A 26,849-nucleotide genomic window follows, 5' to 3' on the forward strand; every position below is an offset into this window, starting at 1 on the left:
GAGGGATTGTCGCCAAACAAAGATCCGGGTGGGCGCTCGGGCAAATTCTCTGTTTGGCTGGGAAGAGCATAGCATTCGGGGGCCTTGCGGTCCCCGAATCATCACCTGTTATCTAAACTGTTAGATTCAAGTTTAATCCTTTCTACGATGTGCTGTGTGCCGGCACGGTAGCCGGATCGTAGGAAGGATGCATGATGAAAAAGCTTGAAAACGAAGTGCTGCTGAGCCGTCGCGCTGCACTGAGCGCATTCGCCACCGTCGCCTTGGGGACTGCCGGTCTTCTTGCCGGTTGTGGTAGCGATAAGGCGACCGTCACCGAGGACGCTGGCGATGGCGACAAGAAGGAAGAGGCGAAGAAGGAAGAGCAGTCTACGACTGACCTGGCGGTTGGTGCGACGGTGACCACGGCTGCCGGTCTTTCCGTCGTTGTCGATTCCGTCCAGCCCGGCCTCACAAATTATGACGGTTCGACCATGACGGGCATTCACGTCACGTACGTTAACAATGGCGATGAGGGCGCAGATTACAATATCTACGACTGGAAGGGCGAGGACGCCAACGGCGCTCAACAGAATCAGGGTTACTACAGCGAGGGCTCCGATGAGCTGCAGTCTGGTACCCTTTCCGCCGGTGGCTCCGTGGCGGGCAATATCTACTTTGATGGCGATATCAAGAAGGCACTGTATTTTGCCAACATGTTTGATAAGTCTGCCACTGCAAGCTGGGCGCTGGCCTAGCATGTCGCTACCGTTGCGCCGTATGGGAGGTGAGGTCGTATGCCCGATAAAAAGCTGACTGACGAGTTACTCAATGAGCTTCTCGACGCGCCAAACATCGATGACTATATCAAGGAGCACGACTTTGCCACCCCGTCGCTTTCGGACTACCTGAAGCAGCTACTGCAGGAAAAGGGCTTGGAGCGCTCGCGCGTGGTTCGTATGGCCGATCTCAATGAGACCTTTGGCTATCAGATCTTTACCGGTGCGCGTCATCCGAGTCGCAATAAGGTGCTGCAGATTGCCTTTGCGATGGCGCTGACGCTCAAAGAGACCAACCGTGCGCTGACGGCTGCCGGGGTAAGCGTCCTTAACTGCAAGGACCGCCGCGATGCGATTATCATCTTTTGCATCGATCGCGGGTGCAGCCTCCAAAAGGTCAACGAGGAACTGTATCGCTTTGGCGAGGAGACGGTGAGTTAGCGGCTGATATCTGAGCCGGCGGAGCTGTCGAACAACGATGCAAACGAACGGGGCGCGGATGCCATGGGGTGTCTGCGCCCTGCGCTATGATGGAGGCTATGGATACTCAGACCCCAACATATTCCAATGACGAGCTGACCGCAGCGCTTGCCGAGCACCTGGCGTCGCTCGATCGCGACGACAGCTATCGCGTGGAGCGTGTACTTAAGCGCTCGTCCGTTGAAACAACCGAGCTCGTGTACTTTGAAGGAACCGGCGGTGGTTCGCTCGGCCCCTTTGTCCGTAAACGCATCGATGCTTCGGCTCAAATCGGCGGGGCATACGAGCGTCTGTTTGCCGCCCAGCGGGCAGGCAGGCGTTTTGAGCACCTGCCCAGAATCGTCGATTGTCGTCGTGTGGGCGACGAGCTCAACGTGGTTATGGAATACATCGAAGGGGAGACACTCGGGGCGCTGGTGGACCGTCTGGGAGCCACTCCCGATTATGTGCGTGAATTGTATCCTGCCCTATGCGATGCCGTGGGCGAGCTCCACGCCGGTTTTGCAATGGCGGGGGAGACGCCGGCGCCGGTGATCCATCGCGACCTCAAGCCGTCGAATATCATCGTGACAGGTGCCAACTATACGCTTGATGACGGCCTGACATTTTCATCGCTGGTGATTATCGACTTGGGAATCGCCCGCGTATGGCGCGATGGCGCCGATGCCGACACCGTCAAGTTTGGCACGCGACCCTATGCGCCGCCCGAGCAGTACGGGTTTGGGCAGACGAGCGTGCGCAGCGATGTCTACGCACTTGGCGCCCTGTTGTTCTTCTGCTTGACGGGAGTCGACCCTAAACCAGGGCTCGACATGCGCGAGCAATGCGAGGCGCGCGGCATTCCCACTCCACTTGCCGATGTCATCTGCATGTCGATGGCGCTTGACCCGGCCAAACGTTTTGCGAGTGCGGAAGCGTTGGGACGGGCGACGCGCGCGGCATACGACCTGAGTCGCCCCGTGCGGCCTCCTGCGCCTGTCCGTACTCCGGCATCGGAGACGGTGTTGACGCCCCAAGGGCTCAAGAACCCCACAGGGCATCCTGGGCCTGCCGCCTCCGCTGCATGCGGTCTGCTCTCTCGCGTTCCGGAGTCTCTGGGGCGCATTTGGAATACACTCGTCTGCTTTTCGCTGCTTGTGTTCTTTGCAGGAAGTCACTTTGCCGTCTTTCACCCCACGGGAGCAAACCAAAGCTACCCGACGTGGCTTCTCGTAATCGAGTATTTTATCTTTGTCGATGGCCTTATGGTGCTTATGCATTTTGCGCTGCTCGATAAGCGCCGTCTTCGTCGGCGATTCGCACTGCTCGACAGCTATCGCGGCAAGAAACTCGCGAAACTCTGGTTCAAGGCATTGGGTGTGCTGCTCCTATGCATGATCGTCTTAGTCGCGGTTGCCAATGCGACCGGCGTCGTCGATACCTCCGCTACCTAAAGAAAAGGGCCCCGTTGGGGCCCTTTGCAGTTGCACTTAGATGCGGTTCATCTGAGCGGCGACTTTGTTGTACCAGTCCTGCCACGTGGGCGGGCAGTACTTTTTGGCCGCAGCCGGGGTAAGGGTGGAGCCGTAGTTGGCGCCCAGATAGGCAACGTGAGCGGAGATGCCCTCGCTCCAGCTGCCAAAGCTGCGCCAGCCGCCGCCACGTGCACTCCAGCCCCAGGCGTTGTAAGAATTGGCGCAATAAGCACCCTTGGTGCTCTCGATGCAGGCGATGGCGGGGGACCAACGGGGGTCGACACCGGTATTCCAAGCGGCGACGGCAAAGTTATAGCCCTGGCCTGCCATGGGGGAGCCGGCGAGATAATTGTCGATGCGGCTCGTCCACTCATTAATGAACGAATCGTAATCGGAGCTACCGGTATTGGCGTTGTTCACCGTGGTGTCGATGGTGGTGTTGGTGTTAGTGGCCTGGCTGCTGGAATTGCTGCCGCTCACGCCCTCGCCCGAGAGCTTCTCAGCGGCAGCGGCCTTATCGGCCTCAAGCTTGGCAAGCTCGGCGGCATTTTCCTGCTCGGCTTTTGCCTGTGCCTCGCTGCGGAGCTGCTGGGCCTGCGCCAGCGCATCCTCAGCGTTTTTCTGCTCTGCCTCAAGCTGAGACTTGGCCTGCTGGAGCTCAGCCTTGTTCTGTTCGAGTTCGGTTTGCATGTTATTGAGCTGTTCGATCTCGTCGACGCTCGAGCTCGTGATCTGGTTGGTGTATTTGCAGGTCGTGATGAACTCACCCAGGCTCTGCGCGTTGACCAGGAAGCTCACGATGGGATTGGTGCCCTTCTGATACTTGTACAGATCGCGCATGGCGGAGCTTGCCTTGGCCTGCTGCTCGGGAAGCTTGGCCTCGATTTCCTCGATGCTTGCCTCATTGGAGTCAATCTGCTTTTGCAGGTCATCGAGTTTGGTGCGGGCGTCGTTGTAGGCGCTCGTGGCGGCTTCGATCTTCTGCTGGGCTGCGGAAAGCTGGTCCTGCGTTGCCTGCGAGGCGGCATACGCCGCAACGGGGGAGAGCATCGGCGTGGCCGTCAGCGCAACGGCGAGAGCGGCGCTCGTGATGATACGAGCCGGCTTCGACGCAATGAGCGCTGCGGTGCGATGATTCGAATGCTGCATCCAGTCCCTCTGCAATCAATCGTAGGTTATGGTTCGAACGGTATTCTACTACTGCTTTCGACCTCAACTTGAACCTTAAAGGTTCCAAAGGGTCAAGTTGAACTTGAGGCTTTGGCTTTGACCTGCAGTTATGACGAATTGTTGAGAAACCATAGAGTTCAACTTTAACGTTACAGAGCCCTGTTTGAGAGGAGTTTTGGGCTGTAAAAGCCATCTCAACGTGGGGTTTTATAACTACAGCGTGCCCTTCTGGCGAGCCTGCTCAATCTCTTCGAGGGCTTCGGCGGGGGTGAACGAACAGGTGCCGTCGCCGAGTTTGATTACCTGGATATCGTCGCCGGCGTAGACCTCTCCGCCCTTTAGTACCACGCCAAAAACGCCCTCGTGGGGAAAGATGCAGTCGCCGGCGAGATAGTAGATGGCACAGCGTGTGTGGCAGACCTTGCCGATTTGGCTGATTTCGACGAGCACGTCGCTTCCAAGCTTGAGCTGTGTGCCCAAGGGGAGCGAGAACAGGTTGATGCTCCGGGTTGTGAAGTTTTCTCCAAAGTCACCCTCGTGAACGTCGAGCCCGCGTGCCTGCGCCGTCTGGATGGACTCCGCGGCTAAAAAAGAGACCTGGCGGTGCCAATGTCCGGCGTGCGCATCGGTGGCGAGACCAAATTGCTCTATAACGGTGTCGCGTCCATCGGCGACGGGCGACTTGCGCGTGCCCTTGTGTGCCGACGTGTTGATCGAGACGATGCGGGCGGGTCCGTTGTAGGCGTCGTTTGCCGTGCACAGGGGAGCGGTCGCTTTCGCACGTTCCGCCAGCTCGCGCCTCGCGGCATTGAGGATGGGATTATCGGTCGGATGGTCTTGGGGCACGTGTGCGCCTTTCGCTCGAAGATGTCAATACGCTGAATCCTACAACAACGGTAGGTTCATTGCCTATTGTCATACAACGGTGAGCGCCGTCTTCGTGCTGGCCTTCGTGCTGGACGATTGCGTCGATTGCCATAGATACGGTGGAGCTTTGGGCGCCGGCGGCTTGGCACGCTAGAATAAATCAGTTGCGCAAAGACCGCCCGTTGTGTGGGCAGTTCATGATAGGAAGTTTCCATGGCATTGCAATTTACAGAGCGCGAGTTCATTCCCGTGCTGCTCGGTGGCGACATCAACGCCTATTCGGTGGCGCGCGCCTTCTACGAGGAGTACCAGGTCAAGAGTCTGGTCTTTGGCAAGTATCAGACGGGTCCCGCGTACCGCAGCCAGATTATCGACTACACGCCCAACGTGGATATCGATACCATGCCCGTGATGCTCAAAACCGTCAACGGCATTGCCCAAGCGCATACCGATAAGACGATTGTCCTTGTGGGCTGTGGCGACAACTATGTCGCTCTCGTGGCTCAAGCCAAGGATGCTCATGAGCTGGCGGATAACATCGTCGCTCCCTACGCGCCCTACAGCATGCTCGAGCAGTGCCAGAAGAAGGAGATCTTCTACGAGCTGTGCGAGAAGCATGGTGTGCCCTATCCGCATACCTTTACCTTCACCATGGCGATGCTGAACGCCCAAGGTGAGGCGCCTGCCGAAGTGCTCGACCAGATCGATTTTCCTTACCCGATGATTCTGAAGCCTTCTGACGGCATCATGTGGTGGCAGCATGAGTTCGAGGGCCAGAAGAAGGCCTATGAGATTGCCGACCGCGCCGAGCTGGAACAGGTCATTCGCGATTCGTATGCCAGCGGCTACACCGACGATCTGATCTTGCAGGATCGCGTGCCCGGCAACGACGAGTACATGCGCGTGCTCACCAGCTATTCCGACCGCAACGGTAAGGTCCGCATGATGTGCCTGGGCCATGTGCTGCTCGAGGAGCATCAGCCCCACGGTGTCGGCAACCATGCCTGTATCATTACCGAGCCTAACGACGAACTCATGGGCGGCGTGCGCAAGCTGCTCGAGGACCTTCACTTTGTGGGCTATTCCAACTTTGACGTTAAGTACGACGAGCGCGACGGCTCGTTTAAGTTCTTCGATTTCAACACGCGCCAGGGCCGCAGCAACTACTACGTTACCAACAGCGGCTTTAACGTTGCCAAGTATGTGGTGGACGAGTATGTGTTCAACCGCCCGTTTGAGCCGGAGTTTGTGACGGCTCAGGACGAGGCCCTGTGGATGGTCGTCCCCATGGGCGTCGTCGACAAGTACGTCAAGGATCCCGAGCTGCGCGCTAAGGTGCATCGCCTGGACAAGGAAGGCAAGGGCGCCGACCCTTCGTTTATGAAGGGCGACTTTGTCTTTAACCGCTGGCTGCGCATGTGGCACACCAAGCTGCGCCACTTTAAGCTGTTCAAGACGTATTACAAGTAGATGAGCGCGGCGCCCGTCCGGTTTGCATCGGGCGGGCGCGGGTATGATACGCGCAATTGCGCAAGCGTCACCAAGGAGGCGGCGATGGAAAAGCTGGGAGTTATCGGCGGCATGGGCGCCGAGGCCACGTCGTATTACTACGACCAAGTGGTGCGTCATACGGCTGCTGCCTGCGATCAGGAACATATCGACATGGTGGTGCTCTCCAAGTCGACCATGCCCGACCGCACGTTGGCCATTAAGACCGGCGAGCATGCCAAGCTGCTGGCGACCATGAAAGAGTGTGCCCAGGCACTCGAGTCGCTGGGCTGTGCGCACATTGCCATTCCCTGCAACACGTCGCACTACTTCTACGACCAGATCCAGTCGTTTACGAAGGTGCCGATTATCCACATGCCGCGCGAGTCGGTTCGCTATGCCCTTGCGGGTGCGGTGATGGGTGAGTGCGAGTTCGATCCCAACCTGAGTATGCCGGCCGAGCCGGTGCACAAGATTGGCATCATGGGAACCGATGGCACCGTGGGCGCGGGCGTCTACGGCCGCGAATGCGAGGCCGCGGGTGTCGAGGTTGTCTATCCCAGCGAGAAACGTCAGAACGATGTGATGTCGCTTATCTACGATGATGTGAAGGCCGGATGTGAGCCCGATATGGATAAGTTCGACCGCGTGATGTGGGAGTTCGCCCGTAGCGGCTGCGACCGCGTCATTCTGGCCTGCACCGAGCTCTCGGTGCTGCAGAAGTACCGAGAGATGCCCGAGATTACCCTCGACGCCATGGATGTCCTGGTGCGCGAATCCATCATCCGTAGCGGCGCTCCCTACCGCCTCTAGCTTCCGACCCGCCAAAAAGGGACAGGTTTATTTTGGTAGGTTTTATCTGGTGAAACAGTAAAGGCCCCGGCTCGTTTGGTGCGAGCCGAGGCCTTTTGCGTTGGGCGGTTGCTGTCGGTGGTGAACTAGAACAGGAAGCCGATGGCGATGAGGGCGATGCTGACGATGAGCACGGCGATGTCCAGGCCCTTGATGGGGTAGCGCTTGTACGAGCTGGTGCGCGTACGCAGATAGAAGCCGCGCTGTTCTGCCGCCAAGGCTGTGGCATCGGTCTTGCCCACGCTCGAGATGAGCAGTGGCACACACAGTGGCAGCATGAGCTTAAGCTTCTTGATGGGGTTCTTGGTGTCGTACTCGACGCCGCGTGCGGTCTGCGCCTCCATGATGGCGTTCATCTCCTGACCAAACACCGGCACAAAGCGCAGCGCCGTGGTAAAGGTGAAGGCATAGCGATACGGCACGTGCAGCACCTCGACGCAGGCGTTGGCAAGGTCGTTGAGCTTGGTCACCATGAGCATGAGGATGAGCGGTAACGCCACACCCAGCAGGCGCAGGCAGGCCTTCGATCCTGTGATGAGGCCCGTGTCGGTGATAAAGCCCCACACCACGTTGCCATCGCGCATAAAGGCCAGCTGGAGCACCAGCATGATAAGCGCGAGCGGAATCAGCAACTTGAGCAGCGAGAACAGACGGTCGACGACGCCGGCATAGGCACCCAGCGCAAGGGTGAGTGCCAAAAAGCCCAGCAGCGCCACGTAGGCGTCGGACAAGAAGATGCCGACGATGATGGCGGCGGCGAGGCCCAGTTTGACGACGGGGTTCAGGCGATGCAGCAGCGTGTCACCCGGCATGTAGTCGATGACGTTAACCACGGTGGACCATCTCCTTGGTAATTCGAACGACATCGGTGACCTCGCTCACCTGCGCAAAAGCGGGCGAGACGGAAGATGCCAGACGGCGCGAGAGTTCGATGACCTGGGGCGGCTCAACGTAGGCACGCTGCATGAGATCGATGTTCGAGAATAGCTCGTGCGTGCGGCCGCGGTCGAGGATGCGGCCGTCGGCCATTACCACGATGCGCTCGGCAAAGTCGGAGACAACTTCCATGTCGTGGCAGACCATGATAACGGCGCAGCCGCGCTCGGCCATGGTGCGCACGGTTTCCATGACGGTCATGCACTCGCGGTAGTCAAGGCCGCTCGTGGGCTCGTCGAGCACGACGATCTTGGGCTCAACCACTACGACGGAGGCAAGCGCCACCATTTGTCGCTGGCCGCGCGAAAGCGAGAAGGGCGCCTCGTCGGCCGGCAAGCCAAAGCGATCGATGACCAGCTGGGCGCGACGCAGGGCCTCGGCGCGGTCCATGCCGCCCAGTTCCAAGCCAAAGGCGACCTCGTCGAGCACGGTGTCCTTGCAGATCTGGCGGTCGGGGTTTTGGAAGAGGGTCGCGACCTCGCGGGCGATACGGCTCGTGGGGACCGCGGCAGTGTCCAGGCCCGTAACGCGTACGCTGCCCGAGGAAGGCTTAAGCAGGCCCATGAGCAGCTTGGTGAGCGTAGTCTTGCCGGCGCCGTTTTGGCCGACGATGCCCACGAGCTCGCCAGGATAGAGCGTCAGGCTAAGGTCGTGTACGGCGGCGCCACCATTGGGATAGGCAAACTCAACATGGTCGAAGGTGAGTACGGGTTCGGCGTCCTTGGCATGAGGACGCAATGACGGTGCATGCGGGGAACCGGCGGGCGCCTGGGCTTCGATAGCCGCGTGTGCGGGGTCGACGATGCCCGAAATCAGGCGCTCGGCCTCATCGACATCCAAGCAGGGGGTACCGCTTACCAGGCCATCGGCCTCGAGGCTATTGAAGATACGCGTGACGCGAGGGCAGTCGACGCCGATGGCACGGAGCTCGTCGGTATGCGCGAAGACCTCGTGTGGCTCGCCCTGCAGCGCGATTTCGCCATGGTTGAGCACGAGCACGCGGTTGCAGTACTCCGAGAGTAGGGCGACCTTTTGCTCAACGACGACGATGGTGATTCCAAGTGTGCGGTTTGCCTCACGCAGCGTCTCGAAGACCAGCGTGGAGCTGGCGGGGTCGAGTGCCGCGGTGGGCTCGTCGAGAACCAAGACGCGCGGACGCATGGCGAGGATGGCGGCGATGGCCACCTTTTGCTTCTGTCCGCCCGAGAGGGTGGCGATCTCGCGGTCGCGCAGGTCGCTGATGCCGACGGTCTCGAGCGTTTCGCTCACGCGCTGCTCGATCTGGTCGTGGGGAACGCCAAAGTTCTCGAGGCCAAAGAGCATCTCGTCCTCGACGACCGAAGCGACCATCTGCGTGTCGATATCCTGCAGCACACTGCCGACGATTTGCGACACGTCGGTGAGCGAGACCTCGCAGGTGTCGTGGCCGTCGACCATGACGGACCCAAAGAACGTGCCGGTGTAGTGGTGGGGCACGGCGCCCGACAGGCAGGCGGCAAGCGTGGACTTGCCGGCGCCCGAGGGCCCGATGATGCCGATGAAATCCCCCTTGTTCACGCTGAGCGAGATGTGGCTGAGCGCCTGCTCGGTCTGCGTGCCATAGGAGAACGAGACATCGTCGACGTTGATGATCGTTTCCATGGATACCTTTCATAGTCATTGGGGACGTTCTTTAATGACTAGTCGTTTAAGAACGTCCCCAAAAGCTAGTTGTTTGGGACAGTCTTTGGTGGTGAAGCACGGAGGCGGCTTTACGAGGGGCCCCAGGTTGGCGCGAAAGAGGAGCGAAGCGTACTTGGGCACGCGAGCGACGAATGAACGCCAAGATGGGGTGGCTCGTAAAGCCGAGCGGGTTAGTTGAGCCTAAGGGCCTTCTGAATGGGCAGGTAGAGGGCACCGACCAGAATGGCGTTAAAGACGGCGGTCATGGCGACGACGGGCAGCATGGCGGCGGCGAGCTCGCCCACCACGCCAAGCATGGCCATCTTGATGACCATGAAGATGACGCCGGAGACAAAGGTGGTCACGAAGGTTGCGACGATGGCGACGGCAGGCTTGACCTGGCCGTTCTTGCCGGCGGCGTTGACGATGCCGGCCATGAGCATGGCGGCGATGCCCTCGGCGGCAAAATCGACGAACGGCGAAGTGGTGGTGATCTGGATCACGGCAGCTGAGATGAGGCCAATGACGAGCGCCTGGCCGATGTTGGGGCGAACGACCAGGATGGTGAGGCAGAAGGCCGAGATGATGAACTCGGGGCTGATCATGCCGCCCGAGATGCCCGAGATTGCCTTGCCGACGGTGAAGTTGAGGATGAAGCCGGCGGCGAGCAGGATGGCGAGCAGGACGAGGGCGCGGACATCGAGTTTGCCGCGATCGGCGGTCTGGACGGTGCGGGGCTGGGTGGCGGTGGTGTTCTGAGACATGGTGAAAATCCTTTCGGAAGGGGATTGCAAGAGAAAAGCGGAGGCGCGTGATGCGAATGCGATCGGGCTCGAGATAGAAAAAGGCCCCCGGTCGAAACCGGAGGCCTTCCAATCACCTAGAGCGCAAAAACAGGCGTGAGGGACTCACTGTCGACCGATCGTATTCGCATCACGCCACCACCAGTTGTTGAGAGACTTCATCGTGTTCTTCATGTTGGTGGCTCCTTTCGTGATGCCGTGGCGCGGTCGCACCTAGTTGCTGTTGCGCTGCACTATAGCACAGCGAAGTGTGTGCGGGGAAATCTTTTTTAAAAAGATTTCAGGCGGGTTTCCCACCGGCCAAAAGAGCGGGCTGAGCGGGCGAGGTGACTCATGTGCCCCGCCCGCTCAGCTAGGACATGAGGGTCTTAGGCCTTCTTGCGACGATAGATCACGTAGACGCAGACACCGATGATGACGACGGCGCCAACGGCCATGGCGGCCATGTTGTTGCCCTCGGACTTCTCCTCGGTGACCTCTTCCTCTTCGGCCTCTGGCTCGGTCACGTCCTCATCGGAAAGGGCCTCGTCGGCGTAGGTGATGGATTCGACCAGGCAGTCGTTGTCGGCATCGTAGTCGCTCGGGACGAACTCCTCGGAGAAATCGCCCTCCTTGAGGTAGTCGCGCATCTCCTCGAGCATGGCCTTGCACTTAACATAGGTGTTCTTGGTTGCAGCCTTGCCGGCCTTGTTGGCCAGGGCGGTACGGGCCTCGGTGCCTTCTTCGGCCTGCATGGCCTCGTCGACGGTCAGGTTCTGCTCGATGAGTTCCTTCTGCAGGGCGTCGAGATAGGCGCGGACGCCGGTGGCGCAGTGGTCGCGGTTCTCATAGGCGAGCGTGTTGATGTCCATGAGGACGTAGTTGATGGAGTTCTTGGGCTCCTCGTTGTTCACGACGTCTTCCTCTTCGCAGTGATCGAAGGAGACATCCTGATCGCTGAAGTAGGGGCTGACCTCGGTGAGCAGTGCGGAGTAGAAGGGGATGGCGACGGAGAATTCGGCGTTGGAGAGCATCTCCCACTGAATGGTCGCGATCTCGGGGTCCATGCCCTGACGGATCTGGAAGGTGTGGATCTCGGTGTTGCGGTTGGAGCCGATGGCATAGGCGCCGTCGGTGTTGGCGTTGAGGCCGGCGACATTCTCGCCGCGAGCGGCGAAGGAACGAATCATCTCAAAGGTGTTCCAGTCGGACTTGCCGGGCTGGAAGAACAGCGGCTGCATCTCGTGGACCAGGGCGCCGGTCGTGGCGCGAGCCTCTTCGCGCTCGTCCTTGACGATCTCGTAGTCGGTGCCCTCGGCAAGCGGAGCCATGAAGTAATCACGACCCTGGATATAGCGCGACCACTGGTGCATACCGGCCTCGCTAATCTCCTCGCCGTAGGTCTTGGCGACGTCGAACTTGCCGTCGGTGTACTCGGCAAAGCCCTTCTCCTTAGGCATGGACTCGATGCCTTCGGAATGGAGACAGTTCTCGGTGTCATCGAGGTCGACGTTATAGGTGAGGTTGCCGATGTTGGGGTTGAGCGAGGCGATGTCATCGGCGAGCTTCATAGCAATCCACTGATGGCCGGAAAGCGCGGCGAACAACCAGGTCTCGGTGCTGTCGGCGATGATGATCTGGTCGTTGGAGCAGACGCCCTGCTCGTCGATCAGGCTGCCGATGAGCTCGACGCCCTCGCGGGCCGTGGCGCTCTCGCCCAGGATGACGCTGGCATAGCTGTATTCGCCAATGCCAGTCTCCTCGGTGATGGGGTCGGCCTCTTCGGCCTTCTCGTTATAGGAGGTGCTCAGCGTGGCAGAGCAGGAGACGCCCTTCTCGTTGATGCCTGCCTCGGAATATGCGTCGTAGCGATCTTCCCACTGCGAGGGGTTGTCGCGAACGAAGGTGTAGCGGTAGGTTGCGCCCTTGGACTTGTACTCAAAACCGGACTCGACCGAGGTGTACTCGTTGCCGTCCTTGTGTGCGGGCTCAATGCCAAAGTGCTTGACATAGCGCGGACCGAAGTCCTCGGAACGGCCGTAGTACGTGTTGCCGTCTGCCGTGAGCTTGCTGCCCATGTAGATCTGGGTGCAGGCGAGTGCCGAAGTCGGCATGGCCATGATGGCCGCTGCTCCAAACGCAAGGCCGCAGCCGAGCTTCTTGAGCGTGTTGACAGGATGAGTAAACCTCATAATCCCTCCCAACTGTTGAAACCCCGCGAAACCGTACGGAGTTTCAGCTAATAAATACATCTACTAGCCTAAAGGAAGTGTAAAGAGTATTCATTCGACAACAGCTTTTACTCGATGAGCGTGTGGAAATATACGATGAACGGATAATAATACTCATTTTATGGCTTTAGTTAAATAAAGGCACCCTGCATTTACTGTAGCTGAATAAAGCATTAGACGGTGCTCAAAAAGAAAACTCTCCCGCTGTTTAGGATTTGCATAAACAGCGGGAGAGTCGATAACTGGATGAATATCATACCAATGTGGATTTACTTCTTTCGGCGGTGAATCACGTTGATGGCGTAACCGACGAGCATGGCCAAGACGATGACAATAAAGCCGATCAGGGGATTGTCGTTCATAGGGTCCTCCTATTTTCCGAGCGGGGAGAATTCGTCGACGATGAGGTCGAGGCATTGTGGAAGCGCGCGGGCTCCAAAGACGCCCGAATTGCTGGAGATAATTTCGCCATCGAACTGCATGCCCAGCGACGGGGTGCAGGTGATCTTGGCTTCCTTGGTCTGGATGATCTTGAACTGCGGGCGCCCGAGTACCTTGCCGGCGGGGTCAAGCGCAGCGGTGATCACGGTAGGCAGCAGCTGCACGGTGCGCACGGGTTCGATGACCGCAATGTCGACCATGCCATCGTTCATGCGGCAGTCGGGGAACAGGTTGATGTCGTTTTGGATGACCGAGGTGTTGCCGGCCATGCAGCAGATGCCGTCGAGCTCCTCGACAATGCCGTCATGCTCAATCGTAAAGTGCGCTACCGTAGGGTTGGGCGTGGCGAGCGCGGAGAGGAAGTAAGCGATCTCGCCGATGTCGTTTTTGGTGGGGGCGGCCTTCATCATGATCTCGGCGTCGAAGCCCGAGCCGGCGATGATGATAAAGCCGTGGCGCTTCTCGTTGCCGTTCTCGTCGAGCCAAAAGAGCTCACCCATGTCGACTTTGACCGTGCGACCGGCACGGCAGGCCTTGGCGAGCGCCGCTGCCTCGGGGGCATTACCGATGTTGTTAAAGAATAGACAGGCTGTGCCGGAGGGGAAGACGAGCGTGGGGACACCGCACCCGCGCATCTGGTCGAGCACGTTGGAGACGGTGCCGTCGCCGCCCGAAACGACCACGCGATCAAACTCGCGCACGTCTGCCACGGCATCCTCGGGCTCCATGCCATCGCCGATAAAACGCATCACGACCTCGTCGCCGCCCTGCGCGAGGGCGTGCGTGAATGCGTAGATTTCATCTGAGCTGGGGCCCGATGCCGGGTTGTGGATGATAAGGCAGCGCATACTTACGTTCTCGTTCTGTGACTAACCGAGTATAGTTGTAAGGCAATGCCGATATTCTACCCGTGTTTTTCGGGCCTAACCTTATTCGATGGGTTGATATGTACATTTCCACACATCAGGCTCTACTCGCCTTTTGCCAGCGCGCCCGTGAGTTCGACGCGATTGCCGTCGATACCGAGTTTTTGCGCGAGCGCACATTCCACCCGCGTCTGTGTTTGGTTCAGATTGCCACCCCTGCCGAGAGCGTCGCGGTCGATCCCCTGGTAATCGACGACCTATTGCCGCTGGCCGAGCTTATGGCCGACGAGAGCGTGACCAAGGTCTTCCACGCGTGCTCGCAGGATATGGAGGTCATGCTCCATACCGTGGGCGTGCTGCCACGACCGATTTTCGATACGCAGGTCGCCGCCGCCTTTTTGGGCGAGCGCCAGCAGATTTCGTATGGCGCGCTTGTTCAGACGTTCTGCGGCGTATCGCTGCCCAAGACCGAGTCGCTGACCGACTGGTCGCGCCGCCCGCTGACCGATAAGCAGATTGAGTATGCGATCGATGACGTCAAGTACCTGATCGTCGCCTATACCGAGATGATGAGCCGCCTGCGCGAGCTGGGCCGTGTGGACTGGGTGCTCGACGAGCTGCGCCCGCTGGCTGACGAGTCGCACTATCGCGCCGATCGCCACGAGGCGTTCCGCAAGGTCAAACGCATCAATTCGTGCAGCCGTCACCAGTTGGGCATCGCGCGCGAGCTCGCCGCCTGGCGCGAGGACCGCGCCGAGCGCCGTAACATCCCGCGCAAGTGGGTCATGTCCGACGACACGCTGCTTGCGCTCGTTAAGCGCAATCCCGTGCGCGTTGAGGAGTTCCGTAGTATCCGCGGTACCGATCAGTTGGGGGAGCGCGACGTGGACGGTGCGCTCATGGCCATCAAGCGCGGCGCGAGCTGCCCGCACGATCGCCTGCCGCTCATGGTGCGCGGGCACCGTCAGATTTCGCCGGAGTTGGAGAGTGTGACGGACCTGATGTACGCGCTCATCCGCCTGGTTGCCGAGCGCTCGGGCGTGGCGACTTCGGTCATTGCCTCGCGCGATGACCTGGCCGACTATATTGAGCATCCCGAGCAGAGCCCCTTGCGCGAAGGCTGGCGCTTTGAGCTTGTGGGCTCGCGCCTGGACGATCTGCTTTCCGGCAATATGGGACTCACCGTGAAGGACGGAAAAATCGAATTGCTGTAGGTATATAGTTACGCGGTTTTACCAAACCGCGTAACAGCTCGACGCTGCAAACGGCCGAGAGCGGCAATCTGACGTTCAATCGTCGCTCGCGTACCAAAGTACGCGTCGCTTCTCTTTCACGTCACCTTGCTCGCTCTCGGCCGTTTTCGCTGACATTGCCAAAACATTGATGTTGATTTGCTGGTCAGTCGAATGGGTAAAATGCCTCCAACGTGTAACTCGATTCGGAGGAATTCGCATGCCTTATTACTATGGATACGGCTTTGGCATCGACCCGCTGTACCTGCTGGTTGTTCTTGTCTGCACGGTGCTTGGCCTTGCCGCACAGAACTATATCAACTCGACGTACAAAACCTGGTCCAAGGTTCGCTCGGACGGCGATACGGGTGCCACAGTCGCTCGCCGCATGCTCGATGCCAACGGTTGTAGCGCCGTGGGTATCAAGGGTGTCGCTGGCGAGCTCACCGACCATTACAACCCGCAGGACAACAACCTGTATCTGTCGGATGCCAACCGTTCGGGCGGATCGGTCGCAAGCGTTGCCGTCGCCTGTCACGAGGCAGGCCACGCCGCTCAGCGTCAAAGCGGCTATGCCATGATGAAGGTGCGCACCGCCCTGGTCCCGGTTGTCAACTTTACCCAGAACACTTGGACCATCGTGTTGCTCTTGGGCCTGTTTATGAACATTGCCGGGCTCACATCCCTCGCGTTGATCTTCTTCTCGTTTAGTGTGCTGTTCCAACTCGTTACGCTGCCTGTCGAGATTGACGCCAGCCGACGCGCCGTGGCGTACATCGAGCAGTCGGGCATGAGCTCCAAGCAGGTCAATGGCGCCAAGAAGGTCCTGACGGCAGCCGCGCTTACCTATGTTGCTGCAGCGCTCACTTCGATCATTCAGTTGCTCTACCTGATGGCTCGCTACAACAGAAACTCCAACCGATAACAAATTGGCTTGACAGGCGCCGCGGAGATTTGTGTCCCCGCGGCGCTGTACTATGTGTTGGACTTGAATTTGCGCAGGGCCGGAGCCCTTATGCACGATAACGAAAGGAGGCTGCGTGGCAGGCTGGAATCTGACCGGCAATGCCGTTTCCGCCGAGTTCGACGGTTCGGACGAGCAAGAGCGCAAGGAGCTCAGCGTGAGCCAGGCGGTAGAGATCGCCGCCGGTGCGCTCGATGCCATTCCGCAGCTGAGCGTTCTGGGCGAGGTCACGGGCTTCCGTGGCCCCAATGCCCGAAGCGGCCACTGCTACTTCCAGATTAAGGACGACTCGGCCGCCGTTGACTGCATCATCTGGAAGGGCGCCTATCTCAAGCGCACGTTCGATCTGCGCGACGGCATGCAGGTGAGCTTTAAGGGCAACTTCAATCTCTATAAGGCCACGGGCCGCATGAGCTTTGTCGCTCGCTCGTTTTCGCTGGCGGGGGAGGGCCTGCTGCGTCAACAAGTGGCGCAACTGGCCGAAAAGCTACGCCGCGAGGGCCTGATGGACGAAGCACGCAAGCGCCGCATTCCGGTGTTTTGCTCGCGTGTGGCGGTCGTCACCTCGCTTTCGGGTGCCGTAATCGACGACGTTAAGCGCACATTGCGCCGTCGCAACCCGCTCGTCGAGCTTGTCTGCGTGGGCGCAAAGGTCCAGGGCGAGGGTGCGCCGGCAGAGCTTATTGAAGGTTTGCGCCGCGCCGCTGCCATTACGCCGGCGCCCGATTGCATTTTGCTCGTGCGTGGCGGCGGTTCCTTCGAGGACCTCATGACCTTTAACGACGAGGAGCTTGCCCGTGCGGTGGCAGCCTGTCCCGTGCCTGTGGTGACGGGCGTTGGGCATGAGCCCGATACCTCGATCTGCGACATGGTGAGCGACCGTCGCGCCTCCACGCCAACGGCAGCGGCGGAATCGGTGGCACCGGCTATGACGGAGTTGGCCGACGTGCTCGAGACGCGCCATCAGCGTCTGGGCGCCGCGATGGCTTCGATGATCGGGTCGAATCAGGTTGATCTGGAAATGCTCAACCAGCGCGGTCGTCGTGCTTGGGACACCTATACGGCTCGTCTGGGCGATGCGCTCGATGCCGCCGCGTGCCGCCCGTGCCTCAACGATCCAACGTTTATGGTCGAGCGTCGCGAGTCTGAGCTTGCCTTGACGGCCGATCGTCTGTCCGGCGCCATAACGCGTTCGGTTGGGGCCTTCCGCTCCAACTTCGAGCGTCTGCCCGAGCGCTTGATCGCAAGCACCTCAGGACTCGATGGCAAGCGCCATGCGCTCACGCTCGCAAGCTCCCGCCTGGAGCATCAGGGGCGCACGATGCTCAGCAAGCCATCGTCCGACCTGGGCCGTGCGGCGGCTTCGCTCGATGCCCTGTCGCCGCTCAAGGTGCTTGCTCGCGGCTATTCCATCGCGTACAGCGATGACGGTGTGGCCACGAGCGCCAAGACCTTTAAGCCCGGCGACGCCATCCGCGTGCGCATGGCAGACGGTAACGTTGCGGCAACGGTCGATGCGGTCGAGTAGGCCGCGTTTCATAGCGATAAACCTTTAGGAAAGGAAACAGATATGGCAGAGAAGACCCCGGTCGAGCAGCTTACGTACAAGCAGGCTTCACAGGAGTTGGAGCTCATCATCCGCAGCTTGGAGTCGGGTGATATGGAGCTCGAGGAGTCGCTCGAGAGCTATACCCGCGGCGTCGAGCTCCTCAAGAGCCTGCGCACCCGCCTGTCCGATGCCGAGCAGAAGGTCTCGGTGCTTCTTAAGGACGTCGACGGCAACGACGTGCTCGCCGACGGCGAAGCCGCCAACACGGACGACAACCTCTCGTTCTAGCCATCCCGACCAAATATAATTGCCTTGGTCTGTGAGAAAGGAACCAAACATGTGCGATTGCATCTTCTGCAAAATTGCCAACCACGAGATCCCCTCGACCGTTGTCTATGAGGACGACCAGGTCATCGCCTTCGACGACCTCAACCCCCAGGCGCCGGTCCACACGCTCGTGATCCCCAAGAAGCACTACAGCGATATCGCCGATAACGTGCCGGCCGAGACCATGGGCGCCATGGCTCACGCCATCCAGGAGGTCGCTAAGGCCAAGGGCTTGGAGGACGGTTTCCGCGTCATCTCCAACAAGGGCGTCAACGCCGGCCAGACCGTCATGCACTTCCACATGCACGTCCTCGGCGGCAAAAACCTGGGCGAGAACCTCATCTGAGGGCGCGTAGTCCGTCGACTTGGCTGCCTTTGGAGTAATCTATGCAGCTTTCTCAACTCGAATACCTTCAAGCGGTAGCGAACTATGGTGGCGTGCGCAAAGCAGCTCGCGCCGTTCATGTGAGTCCGCAGGCCGTTTCGTCGGCAATCAAAAAGTTGGAATCTGAGTATCAGATCGTTTTGCTCAACCGATTGGCGGGGGAGGCTGTTTTGTCTCCGGCGGGCAGAGAATTTGCGCGTCGTGCGCGCGTGATCCTGGCACAAGTCGACGATCTCAAAAAGTACGCTCAATCGGGGAACGGCGGCGTTTCGCCCGACGGCCATTTCCGTCTTTACGCCCCCTGTCTTCACGGGCGGGGGCGTCTTTTTTCCGAAAACTGGTACGACTCGTTTGAAAGCTCGCACCCTCAGATTCACCTTGATGTTTGGCATCAGCCAACGGCTACATGCTTTGAATCACTTGTGCTTGGCATTTCGGATGCGGCCATCTCATTTGAGGAACCAAGGGACAGTGTCCTTTCTTCGAAATACTTGGGTGAAAAGGAGCTCAAGGTTCTTTCGTGCCCAGCGGGTCATCAATCTGTGGGCGCTATGACCGTTCGTGAGTTACTGGGCGGCAGGTTAGCTGTTCCCATTAATTTGTCGCCCTGTCTCAATGCAATCAATCAATGCCCCGAAGCTCAGCTGGTTAATTTCCGCTTTCGCGATGTCGAATACGGAAACAGGGCACAGGCTGAGTTTCTTCAGGCCGGGGGATTGATATTGAGTTTTTCTGGCTCTTCTCTCGCATCAGATGGACTGGAAGTGAGCGAGTGCTCCATTGAAGGCTCGCATGACGTAGCCTTGCCCATCTACTTTTGCTATCGACAAAATGCCTGGACCGATCGACACCAGACGGTATTTCTTCACCTATTGCGTCACCTTGCTTCGTGAGGCCATTTGGCCTCGTGGCGTCAAGTGAATGTTGACGCCTTGTAACACATGACTGACGGCTCTGCCCTCATGCTTTTCCAAGATTCCGATTTAGATTGCTGACTCTTGGAGGGCGGAGCATGAAAAACCGTACGGTTTTGTTTTATATGACGTTCGTTTTTCTGTCGAACTTCAGCACCATTTTGTATTTTCTGACGGTTTACCTTGAATTCGTCGGATTCTCGATGGTGGCGATTTCTAGCATGATGATTGCATATCAAGTGAGCAAGTTCATCCTTGAAGTTCCCACTGGCTATATTGCTGATAGGCTTGGACGAAAGACGAGCGGTCTCGTTGGCGTCGTGGGAATGCTTGGATACTACGCCGCCCTACTCCTTGTCCGTTCTCCTCTGCTTTTGATCGGCGCGTTTGCTCTCAAAGGTTTTGCCGCTGCATGTGTGAGCGGATCCATCGAAGCGATTTACATTGACAGCGTCTCTCGGGACCAGTTCGTAAGACTTAATGTCGTTGAGCGATTTGTTTTCTATGCCTCTTATGCCATCTCCGCTTGCGTGGGCGGTTTCATTTCGTCTGTCGGTGCATATCTCATTGGTCTTTCGGCAGATATCATCGCAATGGTGTTGACGTTGGTTGTTGCTGTCTGCATTCCTGAGATGCGAAGAGAGGGCACTGCGGCGACACCTGAACGTGGAATTAGCCCGAAGATGATCGGTGCCGCTATTGCGTGTAATGGTATTCTTCGTTCGGCGTTCATCATGGACTGTTCTCAGGCATTTGCTTTTGTCGCCCTGGAAGACTTTTTCTCACTGCTGCTTGCGGGTCGCGGAATGAATGCTGTCGCTTCGGGCGTGACCATTGCGGTTCAGCTCCTTGCCTCCGCCTCCATAGGGTTTATTGTGCCCAGTGTGATTGCTCGTGTCGACAAGGGCCGTTTTGCGTGTATATGCGGCATCATTCGCTTAGTATTGACAGCTTTGTTTTTGATTCCCCTTACTCCGGCTAATTTGCTGCCCGTGTTCTATGTACTGCAGACGGTTGCGTACTCGTTGTTTGCCCCAATCAAATACTCAGTTTTTCAAAATGCTGCCGATTCTTCGATGCGCTGTTCACTGATTTCGGTTCAAAGCCAGATGGTGGCGGTGGGTGCCGTTCTTTTCTATCTGCTCAACGCTGTGTTGAGTAGCGTTGCAGGCATTCGAGTCGTATTGCTTGTTGCGCTCGGGATTTCTTCCTTGGTGTATATCCCCGCGCTCTTTCGTCTTACAAGTCAAAGGCCGTGAGTATTTGGACACCGATAACTTATATATCAACGCAATAAACCCGAGCGCGAGGGCGTTTGGGTTTATTATTGAAGCGTATGTAACCTGGCGGCGCCACACCGCCTGTTAGTAGGGAGACACATGAACGTTCTGGTCGTCAACGCGGGATCTTCGACCCTTAAGTATCAGGTCATCGATACCAAGTCCCACAAGGTGTCCGCAAAGGGCTCCTGCGAGCGCGTCTGCTTTACCGGCGGTACCTTCACCCACGCTGCCAACGGTTCCAAGAAGGTGACCGAGAACATCGAGTTCCCCGACCACAAGGTCGCCATCGAGGTCGTCCTGAAGGACCTCGAGGCCAACGGCGTCAAGATCGAGGGCATCGGCCATCGCATCGTTCAGGGCGGTTGGTACTTTGGCGACTCCTCCCTCGTCGACGAGGACGTTCTCGCCAAGATCCGTGAGGTCGCCCCGCTGGCGCCGCTGCACAACAACCCCGAGGCCAACGTTATCGAGTACTGCCTCGAGCAGTATCCCGACCTGCCCAACGTCACGGTCTACGACACCGCTTTCCACTTCAACATGCCCGAGGTCGCCAAGACTTACGCCCTGCCCAAGGACGTCTGCGACAAGCTGCACATCCGTAAGTACGGCGCTCACGGCACCAGCTACCGTTACATCTCCAAGAAGGTCGCCGAGATGACCAACGGCGAGGCCCGCAAGGTCGTCGTGTGCCATATCGGCTCCGGCGCTTCCCTGTGCGCCATCGAGGACGGCAAGTGCATGGACACCACCATGGGCCTCACCCCGCTCGACGGCGTCATGATGGGCACCCGCTGCGGCTCCATCGACCCGGCTACCGTGTGCTACCTGCAGCGCGAGGGCGGCTACACCTTCGACGAGGTCGACGAGATGATGAACAAGAAGTCCGGCCTTTTGGCTGTGACCGGCGGCAAGACCAACGACTGCCGCAACGTCGAGGAGCTCGCCGCCGCTGGTGACCCCGATGCTCAGCTTGCCTTCGACATGTTTGTCTACAAGATTGCCGCCAAGGCTGCCGAGATGGCTACTTCTATGTGCGGTATGGACACCCTGGTCTTTACTGCCGGTATCGGCGAGCACGCTCCGGCTGTTCGCGCCGGCGTTGCCGACCGTCTGGCCTTTATGGGCGTCAAGATGGATCATGCCCGCAACGCCCTGCGTGGTGATGGCGCTTGGTGCCTGTCTGCCAAGGATTCCAAGGTCAAGATTTTCGTCATCCCCACGGACGAGGAGTTCATGATCGCTTCCGACGTCGAGCGCATCGTCAACGGCAAGTAATTGCAAGAGGGGAGGGGCTGGACGACCGAGCGCCGTTCGGCCCCTCTTTTGCGCTCGTTGGGCGATATGCTGATATCTATTTATCAAGATATGATAACTTCTTATTAAAATGCGGCCGCCTTAAGGGGCCTGCGTCGACCGTATTGCACTGCGAAGGAGTCTCATGAACGTACTTGTTGTCAACGCCGGCAGCTCAAGCCTTAAATATCAGCTTTTGGATACCGATACCCGCAAGGTTTTCGCCAAGGGCAACTGCGAGCGTATCGGATCGGACATGGGCATCTTTGGTCACTCCGAGAACGGTGGCGCCAAGCAAACCGAGGAGGTCCCTTTCCCCGATCATCGCTCTGCTATCGCTCGCGTGCTCGAGGAGCTCGAGAAGACCGACTTTACGATTGATGGCATTGGGCATCGCATCGTTCAGGGCGGCTGGCACTTCGATGATTCCGCGGTCGTCGACGACGAGGTCATGACTAAGATTCTCGAGGTGGCCCCGCTCGCCCCGCTGCACAATTACGGCGAGGCCGCAGCAATCGAGTATTGCCGCGAGAAGTATCCGGAGCTGCCCAACGTCGCCGTCTTCGATACCTCGTTCCACATGACCATGCCCGAGGTCGCCTATACCTACGCGCTGCCCAAGGACGTGTGCGACAAGTACCACGTGCGCAAGTACGGCGCCCACGGCACGAGCCACCGCTATGAGTGGATGATGGCCAAGGAGATCCTGGGTTCGCGCTGCCACCGTCTGCTTTCGTGCCATTTGGGTAACGGTGCTTCGCTTGCCGCCATTGAGGACGGCGTGTGCCGCGACACCACGATGGGCCTCACGCCGCTTGACGGCCTGATGATGGGAACCCGCTGCGGCTCTATCGACCCGGCTACGGTGTGCTACCTGCAGCGCGAGGGCGGCTACAGCTACCAGGAAGTCGACGACATGATGAACAAGCAGTCCGGTCTGCTTGCCATCTCGGGTATCTCCAACGACGCCCGTGACATCCGCACGCGCGCTTCCGAGGGCGACGAGCGCTGCCTGCTCGCCTTCGATATGTTCGCCTATAAGGCCATGCAGCAGGCCGGCTCCATGATCGCTTCCATGGCGGGCGTGGACACCATCACCTTTACCGCCGGCATCGGCGAGAACGACTGGTCGATCCGCAAGGCCTTCTGCGACTGCTTTGAGTGGCTGGGCGTGCGCATCGACAACAACAAGAACCGCGAGGCCGTGGGCAACGGCCCACAGGTCATCAGCGCCGCCGGCTCTTCCGTCACGGTTATGGTCATCCCCACCGACGAGGAATACATGATCGCCCACGACGTCGAGCGCCTGACCAAGAACAACTAACGCGCGCATTTGCAAGTAAACGAAAGGCCTCCAGAGCAACAGCTCCGGAGGCCTTTTTGCTAGCAGGTGGAAATTCCTGTCCCGAGGGGATATGTGCGCTACTCAGCCATCTGAGCCTGGACGGCGGTGATGGCCACGACACCCACGATGTCGTCAGCAGAGCAGCCGCGCGACAGATCGTTGACCGGCTTGGCGATGCCCTGCAGGATGGGGCCGTAGGCGTCGGCGCCGGCGAAGCGCTGGACCAGCTTGTAGCCGATGTTGCCGGCCTCGAGGTCGGGGAACACGAGCACGTTGGCCTTGCCGGCAACGGAGGAGCCGGGAGCCTTGAGCTGGGCGACGGTGGGGACAATAGCGGCATCGAGCTGCAGGTCGCCGTCGATGGCGAGCTCGGGAGCCTTCTCCGTGCAGAACTTCACAGCCTCCTGGACCTTCTTGGCGACCTCGCCGCCAGCGGAGCCCATGGTGGAGTAGGAGAGCATGGCCACGTGCGGCTCAACGTTGCCCATGAAGGTGGACCAGGAGTGAGCGGAGGCGATGGCGATCTCGGAGAGCTCGTCGGAGGACGGGTTGATGTTGAGGCCGCAGTCGGCGAAGATCAGCGTGCCGTCAGTGCCGAACTGCGGGGTGTCGGTGCACATCACGAAGAAGGCCGAGACCAGCTTGGTGCCCGGGGCGGTCTTGAGGATCTGAAGCGCGGGGCGCAGGGTGTCGGCGGTGGAGTGGCAGGCGCCGGAGACCAGGCCGTCGGCATCGCCCATCTTGACCATCATGGTGCCAAAGTAGGTGGCGTCCATCACCTGGGCGCGAGCCTGCTCGATGGTAACGCCCTTCTTGGCGCGGAGCTCGGCAAACTTCTGCGCGTACTCCTCGTGCTTCTCGGCATTGCGCGGGTCGATGACGGTAGCGCCGGGAACGTTGATCTCGTCGGGGTTGCCCAGGATGACGATCTTTGCCAGGCCCTCCTCGATGATTTTGGTGGCCGCGACGATAGTGCGCGGATCCTCGCCCTCGGGCAGGACGATCGTCTTAAGGTCGGCCTTGGCGGCAGACTTCATACGGTTTAGGAAATCGCTCATGTTACTCCTTACAAGCGTTTCGCTAAGCTCCAGGCACCCGGCTGTTCACGAATAAACCCGCTGCTAGCGGGTTTACCTTTCAATTATGTACGCCGCGGTGCTTGAGCTTTCCTTGTGTGGCAAGCTCATTATAGGACGCATTAGCGCTATAATCGCTCTGATAAATATGTCTCGAAGAATGTTCGAGAAAAGCCCAGCTAACGAGCCCGTGGCTTTTGACAAGGAGTATCGATGCAGATTACCTCAGGCCTGCCTGAAGGCTTTAACGCCGGCGCGTACGACATGATTGTCGTCGGTGCTGGATATGCCGGTGCCGTTTGCGCCCGCCGTCTTGCCGAGACCATCGGCTATCGTGTTGCCGTTTTGGAGCGCCGTAGCCACATTGCGGGCAATGCCTATGACTGCACTGACGAGGCCGGAATCCTGATCCACGAGTACGGTCCGCATATCTATCACACTTTTAACGAGCGCGTGCACAATTTCCTGTCGCGCTTTACCAAGTGGACGGATTATCAGCACAAGGTGCTCGCCAACATCAACGGTACCCTTATGCCCGTGCCCTTCAACCATGCGAGTCTCAAGCTCGCCTTTGGTGACGAGCGCGGCGAGGAGCTGTATCAGAAGCTCGTGGAGACCTTTGGCAAGGATGTCAAGGTGCCCATTATGGAGCTGCGTAAGAAGAACGACCCGGATCTTGCCGAGGTCGCCGATTACGTCTACGAGAACGTCTTTTTGCATTACACCATGAAGCAGTGGGGCCAGACGCCCGATCAGATCGATCCCTCGATCACCGGCCGCGTTCCCGTCTTTGTGGGCGATGATGACCGCTACTTCCCGCAAGCTCCCTTCCAGGGCATGCCGCAGGAGGGCTACACGGCGCTCTTTGAGCACATGCTCGACCACGACCTGATCGACGTGTTCTGCGACGTGGACGCCCGTGACCTCTTTGAAATCGACGAGACTACCGTCAAGATCGACGGCAAGGTCTATGGTGGCGAGATCGTCTACACCGGTCCGCTCGATGAGCTGTTCAATCTCGATCTGGGCGCGCTACCGTACCGCACGCTCGACATGAAGTTCGAGACGCTCGATATGGACCAGTTCCAGCCCGTGGGCACCGTCAACTACACCACGAGCGAGGACTACACGCGCATTACCGAGTTCAAGAACATGACCGGTCAGACCCTGCCCGGCAAGACCACCATCATGAAGGAGTATTCCAAGGCCTATACGCCCGGCTCGGGCGAGACGCCGTACTACGCCATTCTTGAGCCCGAGAACCGTGAGCTCTATGAGCGCTATCTTGAGCGCGTCCAGAACCTGACGAACTTCCACCCGGTGGGTCGTCTGGCCGAGTATCGTTACTACGATATGGACGCTGTGACCAATTCCGCCCTCGATCTTTCGGATGAGATTATCGCCTGCCATGCATAAAGTCATAACATTCGGTATTCCCTCGTATAACGCCGCCAAGGACATGGACCATTGCATCACCTCCATCTTGGAGGGGAGCAATTACGCCACCGATATCGAGATTATCGTGGTGGACGACGGCTCCAAGGACGAGACGGCCGATAAGGCCGATGAGTGGGAGGCGCGTTATCCCGGTATCATTCGAGCGGTACACCAGGAGAACGGCGGCCACGGTATTGCCGTCCTTTCGGGTCTGCGCGAGGCACAGGGCACCTACTACAAGGTTGTTGATTCGGACGACTGGCTTGACGGCGCTGCCCTTTCGACCATGCTGTCGATTCTGCGTGGCTTTGAGGAGCGCGACCAGCGCGTTGACCTGTTTATCTCGAACTACGTGTACGAGAAGGTTTACGAGGGCACGCATACCGCTATTGGCTACAAATTTGCCCTGCCGCGCAAGAAGATCTTTTCCTGGGATCAGATCGGTCATTTCCGCCTGGACCAGAACCTACTCATGCACAGCCTGTGCTATCGCACGGATGTGCTGCGCGAGTCCAACCTTCCCATGCCGCCGCACACGTTCTATGTGGACAACATCTACGCCTACGTGCCGCTGCCGCGTTGCAAGACCATGTACTACGCCGACATCGACCTCTATCGCTACTTTATCGGTCGCGAGGGCCAGAGTGTCAAGGAGGCCACGATGGTCAAGCGTCTGGACCAGCAGTTCCGTGTGACGCGCATCATGATGGAGTCGTACCACCTGTACAGCGATGTTGAGTCGTCGCGTCTGCGCTCGTACATGATGGGCTATTTCACCATGATGATGGCGATCTGCTCGGTGCTCACCAAGCTTTCCGAGGAAGATTGCGCCGACGAGCGCCTAAAGACGCTGTGGAATGATTTGAAGGCCTACGACGAGCGCATGTATCGTCGTGCCCGCTACGGCGTGGTCGGGTTCTTCACCAATCTGCGCGGTCGTGCCGGTGACAAAACCACACTCGGCCTATACCGTCTTGCCTCAAAGATCTTCAAATTCAACTAGCTGCTGAGTAATCGTTGCTGATAGGTTGACTGGGCCCCTTGGCCTTTAGTTTGC

24 protein-coding genes are annotated in these 26,849 nt (G+C 58.7%); 16 read left to right on the forward strand and 8 right to left on the reverse strand.

Annotated features, from left to right (window positions below):
• Window positions 1-194: 194 nt before the first annotated feature.
• The 3 genes from RX395_RS08480 to RX395_RS08490 all read left to right on the forward strand — a co-directional run bounded on the left by RX395_RS08480 (window position 195) and on the right by RX395_RS08490 (window position 2,671).
• Window positions 195-737, forward strand: coding sequence for a DUF4352 domain-containing protein (locus RX395_RS08480; RefSeq protein ID WP_252200143.1), 543 nt, complete (start codon window positions 195-197; stop codon window positions 735-737).
• 39 nt (window positions 738-776) lie between these two features.
• The gene (locus RX395_RS08485) at window positions 777-1,199 is read left to right on the forward strand and encodes an XRE family transcriptional regulator (RefSeq protein WP_316366884.1); all 423 of its coding nucleotides are present in this window, start codon (window positions 777-779) and stop codon (window positions 1,197-1,199) included.
• Between the two features lie 98 nt (window positions 1,200-1,297).
• Window positions 1,298-2,671, forward strand: a complete 1,374-nt coding sequence (locus tag RX395_RS08490; RefSeq protein WP_316366886.1) for a serine/threonine protein kinase — start codon at window positions 1,298-1,300, stop codon at window positions 2,669-2,671.
• Window positions 2,672-2,707: 36 nt separating this feature from the next.
• On the opposite strand, the gene RX395_RS08495 is transcribed toward RX395_RS08490, so the two are convergent.
• Window positions 2,708-3,841, reverse strand: a complete 1,134-nt coding sequence (locus RX395_RS08495) for a coiled-coil domain-containing protein (RefSeq protein WP_006234328.1) — start codon at window positions 3,839-3,841, stop codon at window positions 2,708-2,710.
• Between the two features lie 234 nt (window positions 3,842-4,075).
• Window positions 4,076-4,708 (reverse strand): MOSC domain-containing protein, encoded by a 633-nt coding sequence (locus RX395_RS08500; RefSeq protein ID WP_316366888.1) that lies wholly within the window; start codon window positions 4,706-4,708, stop codon window positions 4,076-4,078.
• A gap of 234 nt (window positions 4,709-4,942) precedes the next feature.
• On the opposite strand from RX395_RS08500, the gene RX395_RS08505 reads away from it, so the two are divergent.
• Complete coding sequence (locus RX395_RS08505) at window positions 4,943-6,199, forward strand: carboxylate--amine ligase (RefSeq protein ID WP_271738268.1); 1,257 nt, start codon at window positions 4,943-4,945, stop codon at window positions 6,197-6,199.
• 84 nt (window positions 6,200-6,283) lie between these two features.
• Window positions 6,284-7,030 carry an aspartate/glutamate racemase family protein gene (locus RX395_RS08510; protein WP_233539771.1) on the forward strand — a complete coding sequence of 249 codons (747 nt, stop codon included), beginning with the start codon at window positions 6,284-6,286 and terminating at the stop codon, window positions 7,028-7,030.
• Window positions 7,031-7,155: 125 nt separating this feature from the next.
• Here RX395_RS08510 and RX395_RS08515 read toward each other — a convergent pair whose 3' ends face one another.
• The 5 genes from RX395_RS08515 to RX395_RS08535 form a co-directional block, all read right to left on the reverse strand.
• Complete coding sequence (locus RX395_RS08515; protein WP_316366892.1) at window positions 7,156-7,902, reverse strand: energy-coupling factor transporter transmembrane component T family protein; 747 nt, start codon at window positions 7,900-7,902, stop codon at window positions 7,156-7,158.
• Window positions 7,895-9,646: an ABC transporter ATP-binding protein gene (locus RX395_RS08520; RefSeq protein ID WP_316366893.1), complete on the reverse strand. Its 1,752-nt coding sequence runs from the start codon at window positions 9,644-9,646 to the stop codon at window positions 7,895-7,897. The genes RX395_RS08515 and RX395_RS08520 overlap by 8 nt, the downstream gene beginning before the upstream one ends.
• Before the next feature lie 212 nt (window positions 9,647-9,858).
• Complete coding sequence (locus tag RX395_RS08525) at window positions 9,859-10,431, reverse strand: hypothetical protein (protein ID WP_316366895.1); 573 nt, start codon at window positions 10,429-10,431, stop codon at window positions 9,859-9,861.
• Window positions 10,432-10,838: 407 nt separating this feature from the next.
• Window positions 10,839-12,641, reverse strand: a complete 1,803-nt coding sequence (locus tag RX395_RS08530; RefSeq protein WP_055309790.1) for a C69 family dipeptidase — start codon at window positions 12,639-12,641, stop codon at window positions 10,839-10,841.
• Window positions 12,642-13,051: 410 nt separating this feature from the next.
• Window positions 13,052-13,969, reverse strand: coding sequence for a diacylglycerol/lipid kinase family protein (locus RX395_RS08535; protein ID WP_055309791.1), 918 nt, complete (start codon window positions 13,967-13,969; stop codon window positions 13,052-13,054).
• A 98-nt stretch (window positions 13,970-14,067) separates the two neighbouring features.
• Between RX395_RS08535 and rnd the strand changes: the two genes are divergently transcribed.
• The 9 genes from rnd (at window position 14,068) to RX395_RS08580 (ending at window position 23,258) form a co-directional block, all read left to right on the forward strand.
• The gene (rnd, locus tag RX395_RS08540; RefSeq protein WP_195361198.1) at window positions 14,068-15,201 is read left to right on the forward strand and encodes a ribonuclease D; all 1,134 of its coding nucleotides are present in this window, start codon (window positions 14,068-14,070) and stop codon (window positions 15,199-15,201) included.
• 238 nt (window positions 15,202-15,439) lie between these two features.
• Window positions 15,440-16,144: a zinc metallopeptidase gene (locus tag RX395_RS08545; protein WP_316366899.1), complete on the forward strand. Its 705-nt coding sequence runs from the start codon at window positions 15,440-15,442 to the stop codon at window positions 16,142-16,144.
• A gap of 115 nt (window positions 16,145-16,259) precedes the next feature.
• Window positions 16,260-17,711 (forward strand): exodeoxyribonuclease VII large subunit, encoded by a 1,452-nt coding sequence (xseA, locus tag RX395_RS08550; protein ID WP_394815233.1) that lies wholly within the window; start codon window positions 16,260-16,262, stop codon window positions 17,709-17,711.
• A 42-nt stretch (window positions 17,712-17,753) separates the two neighbouring features.
• Entirely contained in the window at window positions 17,754-18,020 is a 267-nt protein-coding gene (xseB, locus tag RX395_RS08555; protein WP_006234311.1) for an exodeoxyribonuclease VII small subunit, read from the forward strand.
• Window positions 18,021-18,069: 49 nt separating this feature from the next.
• Entirely contained in the window at window positions 18,070-18,405 is a 336-nt protein-coding gene (locus RX395_RS08560; RefSeq protein WP_035137921.1) for a histidine triad nucleotide-binding protein, read from the forward strand.
• A 41-nt stretch (window positions 18,406-18,446) separates the two neighbouring features.
• Window positions 18,447-19,337: a LysR family transcriptional regulator gene (locus RX395_RS08565; RefSeq protein WP_316366903.1), complete on the forward strand. Its 891-nt coding sequence runs from the start codon at window positions 18,447-18,449 to the stop codon at window positions 19,335-19,337.
• Between the two features lie 119 nt (window positions 19,338-19,456).
• Window positions 19,457-20,617 (forward strand): MFS transporter, encoded by a 1,161-nt coding sequence (locus tag RX395_RS08570; RefSeq protein ID WP_316366904.1) that lies wholly within the window; start codon window positions 19,457-19,459, stop codon window positions 20,615-20,617.
• A 120-nt stretch (window positions 20,618-20,737) separates the two neighbouring features.
• On the forward strand, window positions 20,738-21,916 hold the full coding sequence (locus RX395_RS08575) for an acetate/propionate family kinase (protein ID WP_055309796.1): 1,179 nt from the start codon (window positions 20,738-20,740) through the stop codon (window positions 21,914-21,916).
• 163 nt (window positions 21,917-22,079) lie between these two features.
• Complete coding sequence (locus RX395_RS08580) at window positions 22,080-23,258, forward strand: acetate/propionate family kinase (RefSeq protein WP_316366906.1); 1,179 nt, start codon at window positions 22,080-22,082, stop codon at window positions 23,256-23,258.
• A 98-nt stretch (window positions 23,259-23,356) separates the two neighbouring features.
• On the opposite strand, the gene pta is transcribed toward RX395_RS08580, so the two are convergent.
• Window positions 23,357-24,337, reverse strand: a complete 981-nt coding sequence (pta, locus tag RX395_RS08585; protein WP_316366907.1) for a phosphate acetyltransferase — start codon at window positions 24,335-24,337, stop codon at window positions 23,357-23,359.
• Between the two features lie 231 nt (window positions 24,338-24,568).
• Between pta and glf the strand changes: the two genes are divergently transcribed.
• Together glf and RX395_RS08595 are read left to right on the forward strand one after the other, a co-directional pair.
• Window positions 24,569-25,771, forward strand: coding sequence for a UDP-galactopyranose mutase (glf, locus tag RX395_RS08590; RefSeq protein ID WP_316366908.1), 1,203 nt, complete (start codon window positions 24,569-24,571; stop codon window positions 25,769-25,771).
• The gene (locus RX395_RS08595; RefSeq protein ID WP_316366912.1) at window positions 25,764-26,795 is read left to right on the forward strand and encodes a glycosyltransferase family 2 protein; all 1,032 of its coding nucleotides are present in this window, start codon (window positions 25,764-25,766) and stop codon (window positions 26,793-26,795) included. The genes glf and RX395_RS08595 overlap by 8 nt, the downstream gene beginning before the upstream one ends.
• Window positions 26,796-26,849: the final 54 nt, after the last annotated feature.

The organism is Collinsella aerofaciens (genome assembly GCF_032584215.1).
Classification (GTDB): domain Bacteria; phylum Actinomycetota; class Coriobacteriia; order Coriobacteriales; family Coriobacteriaceae; genus Collinsella.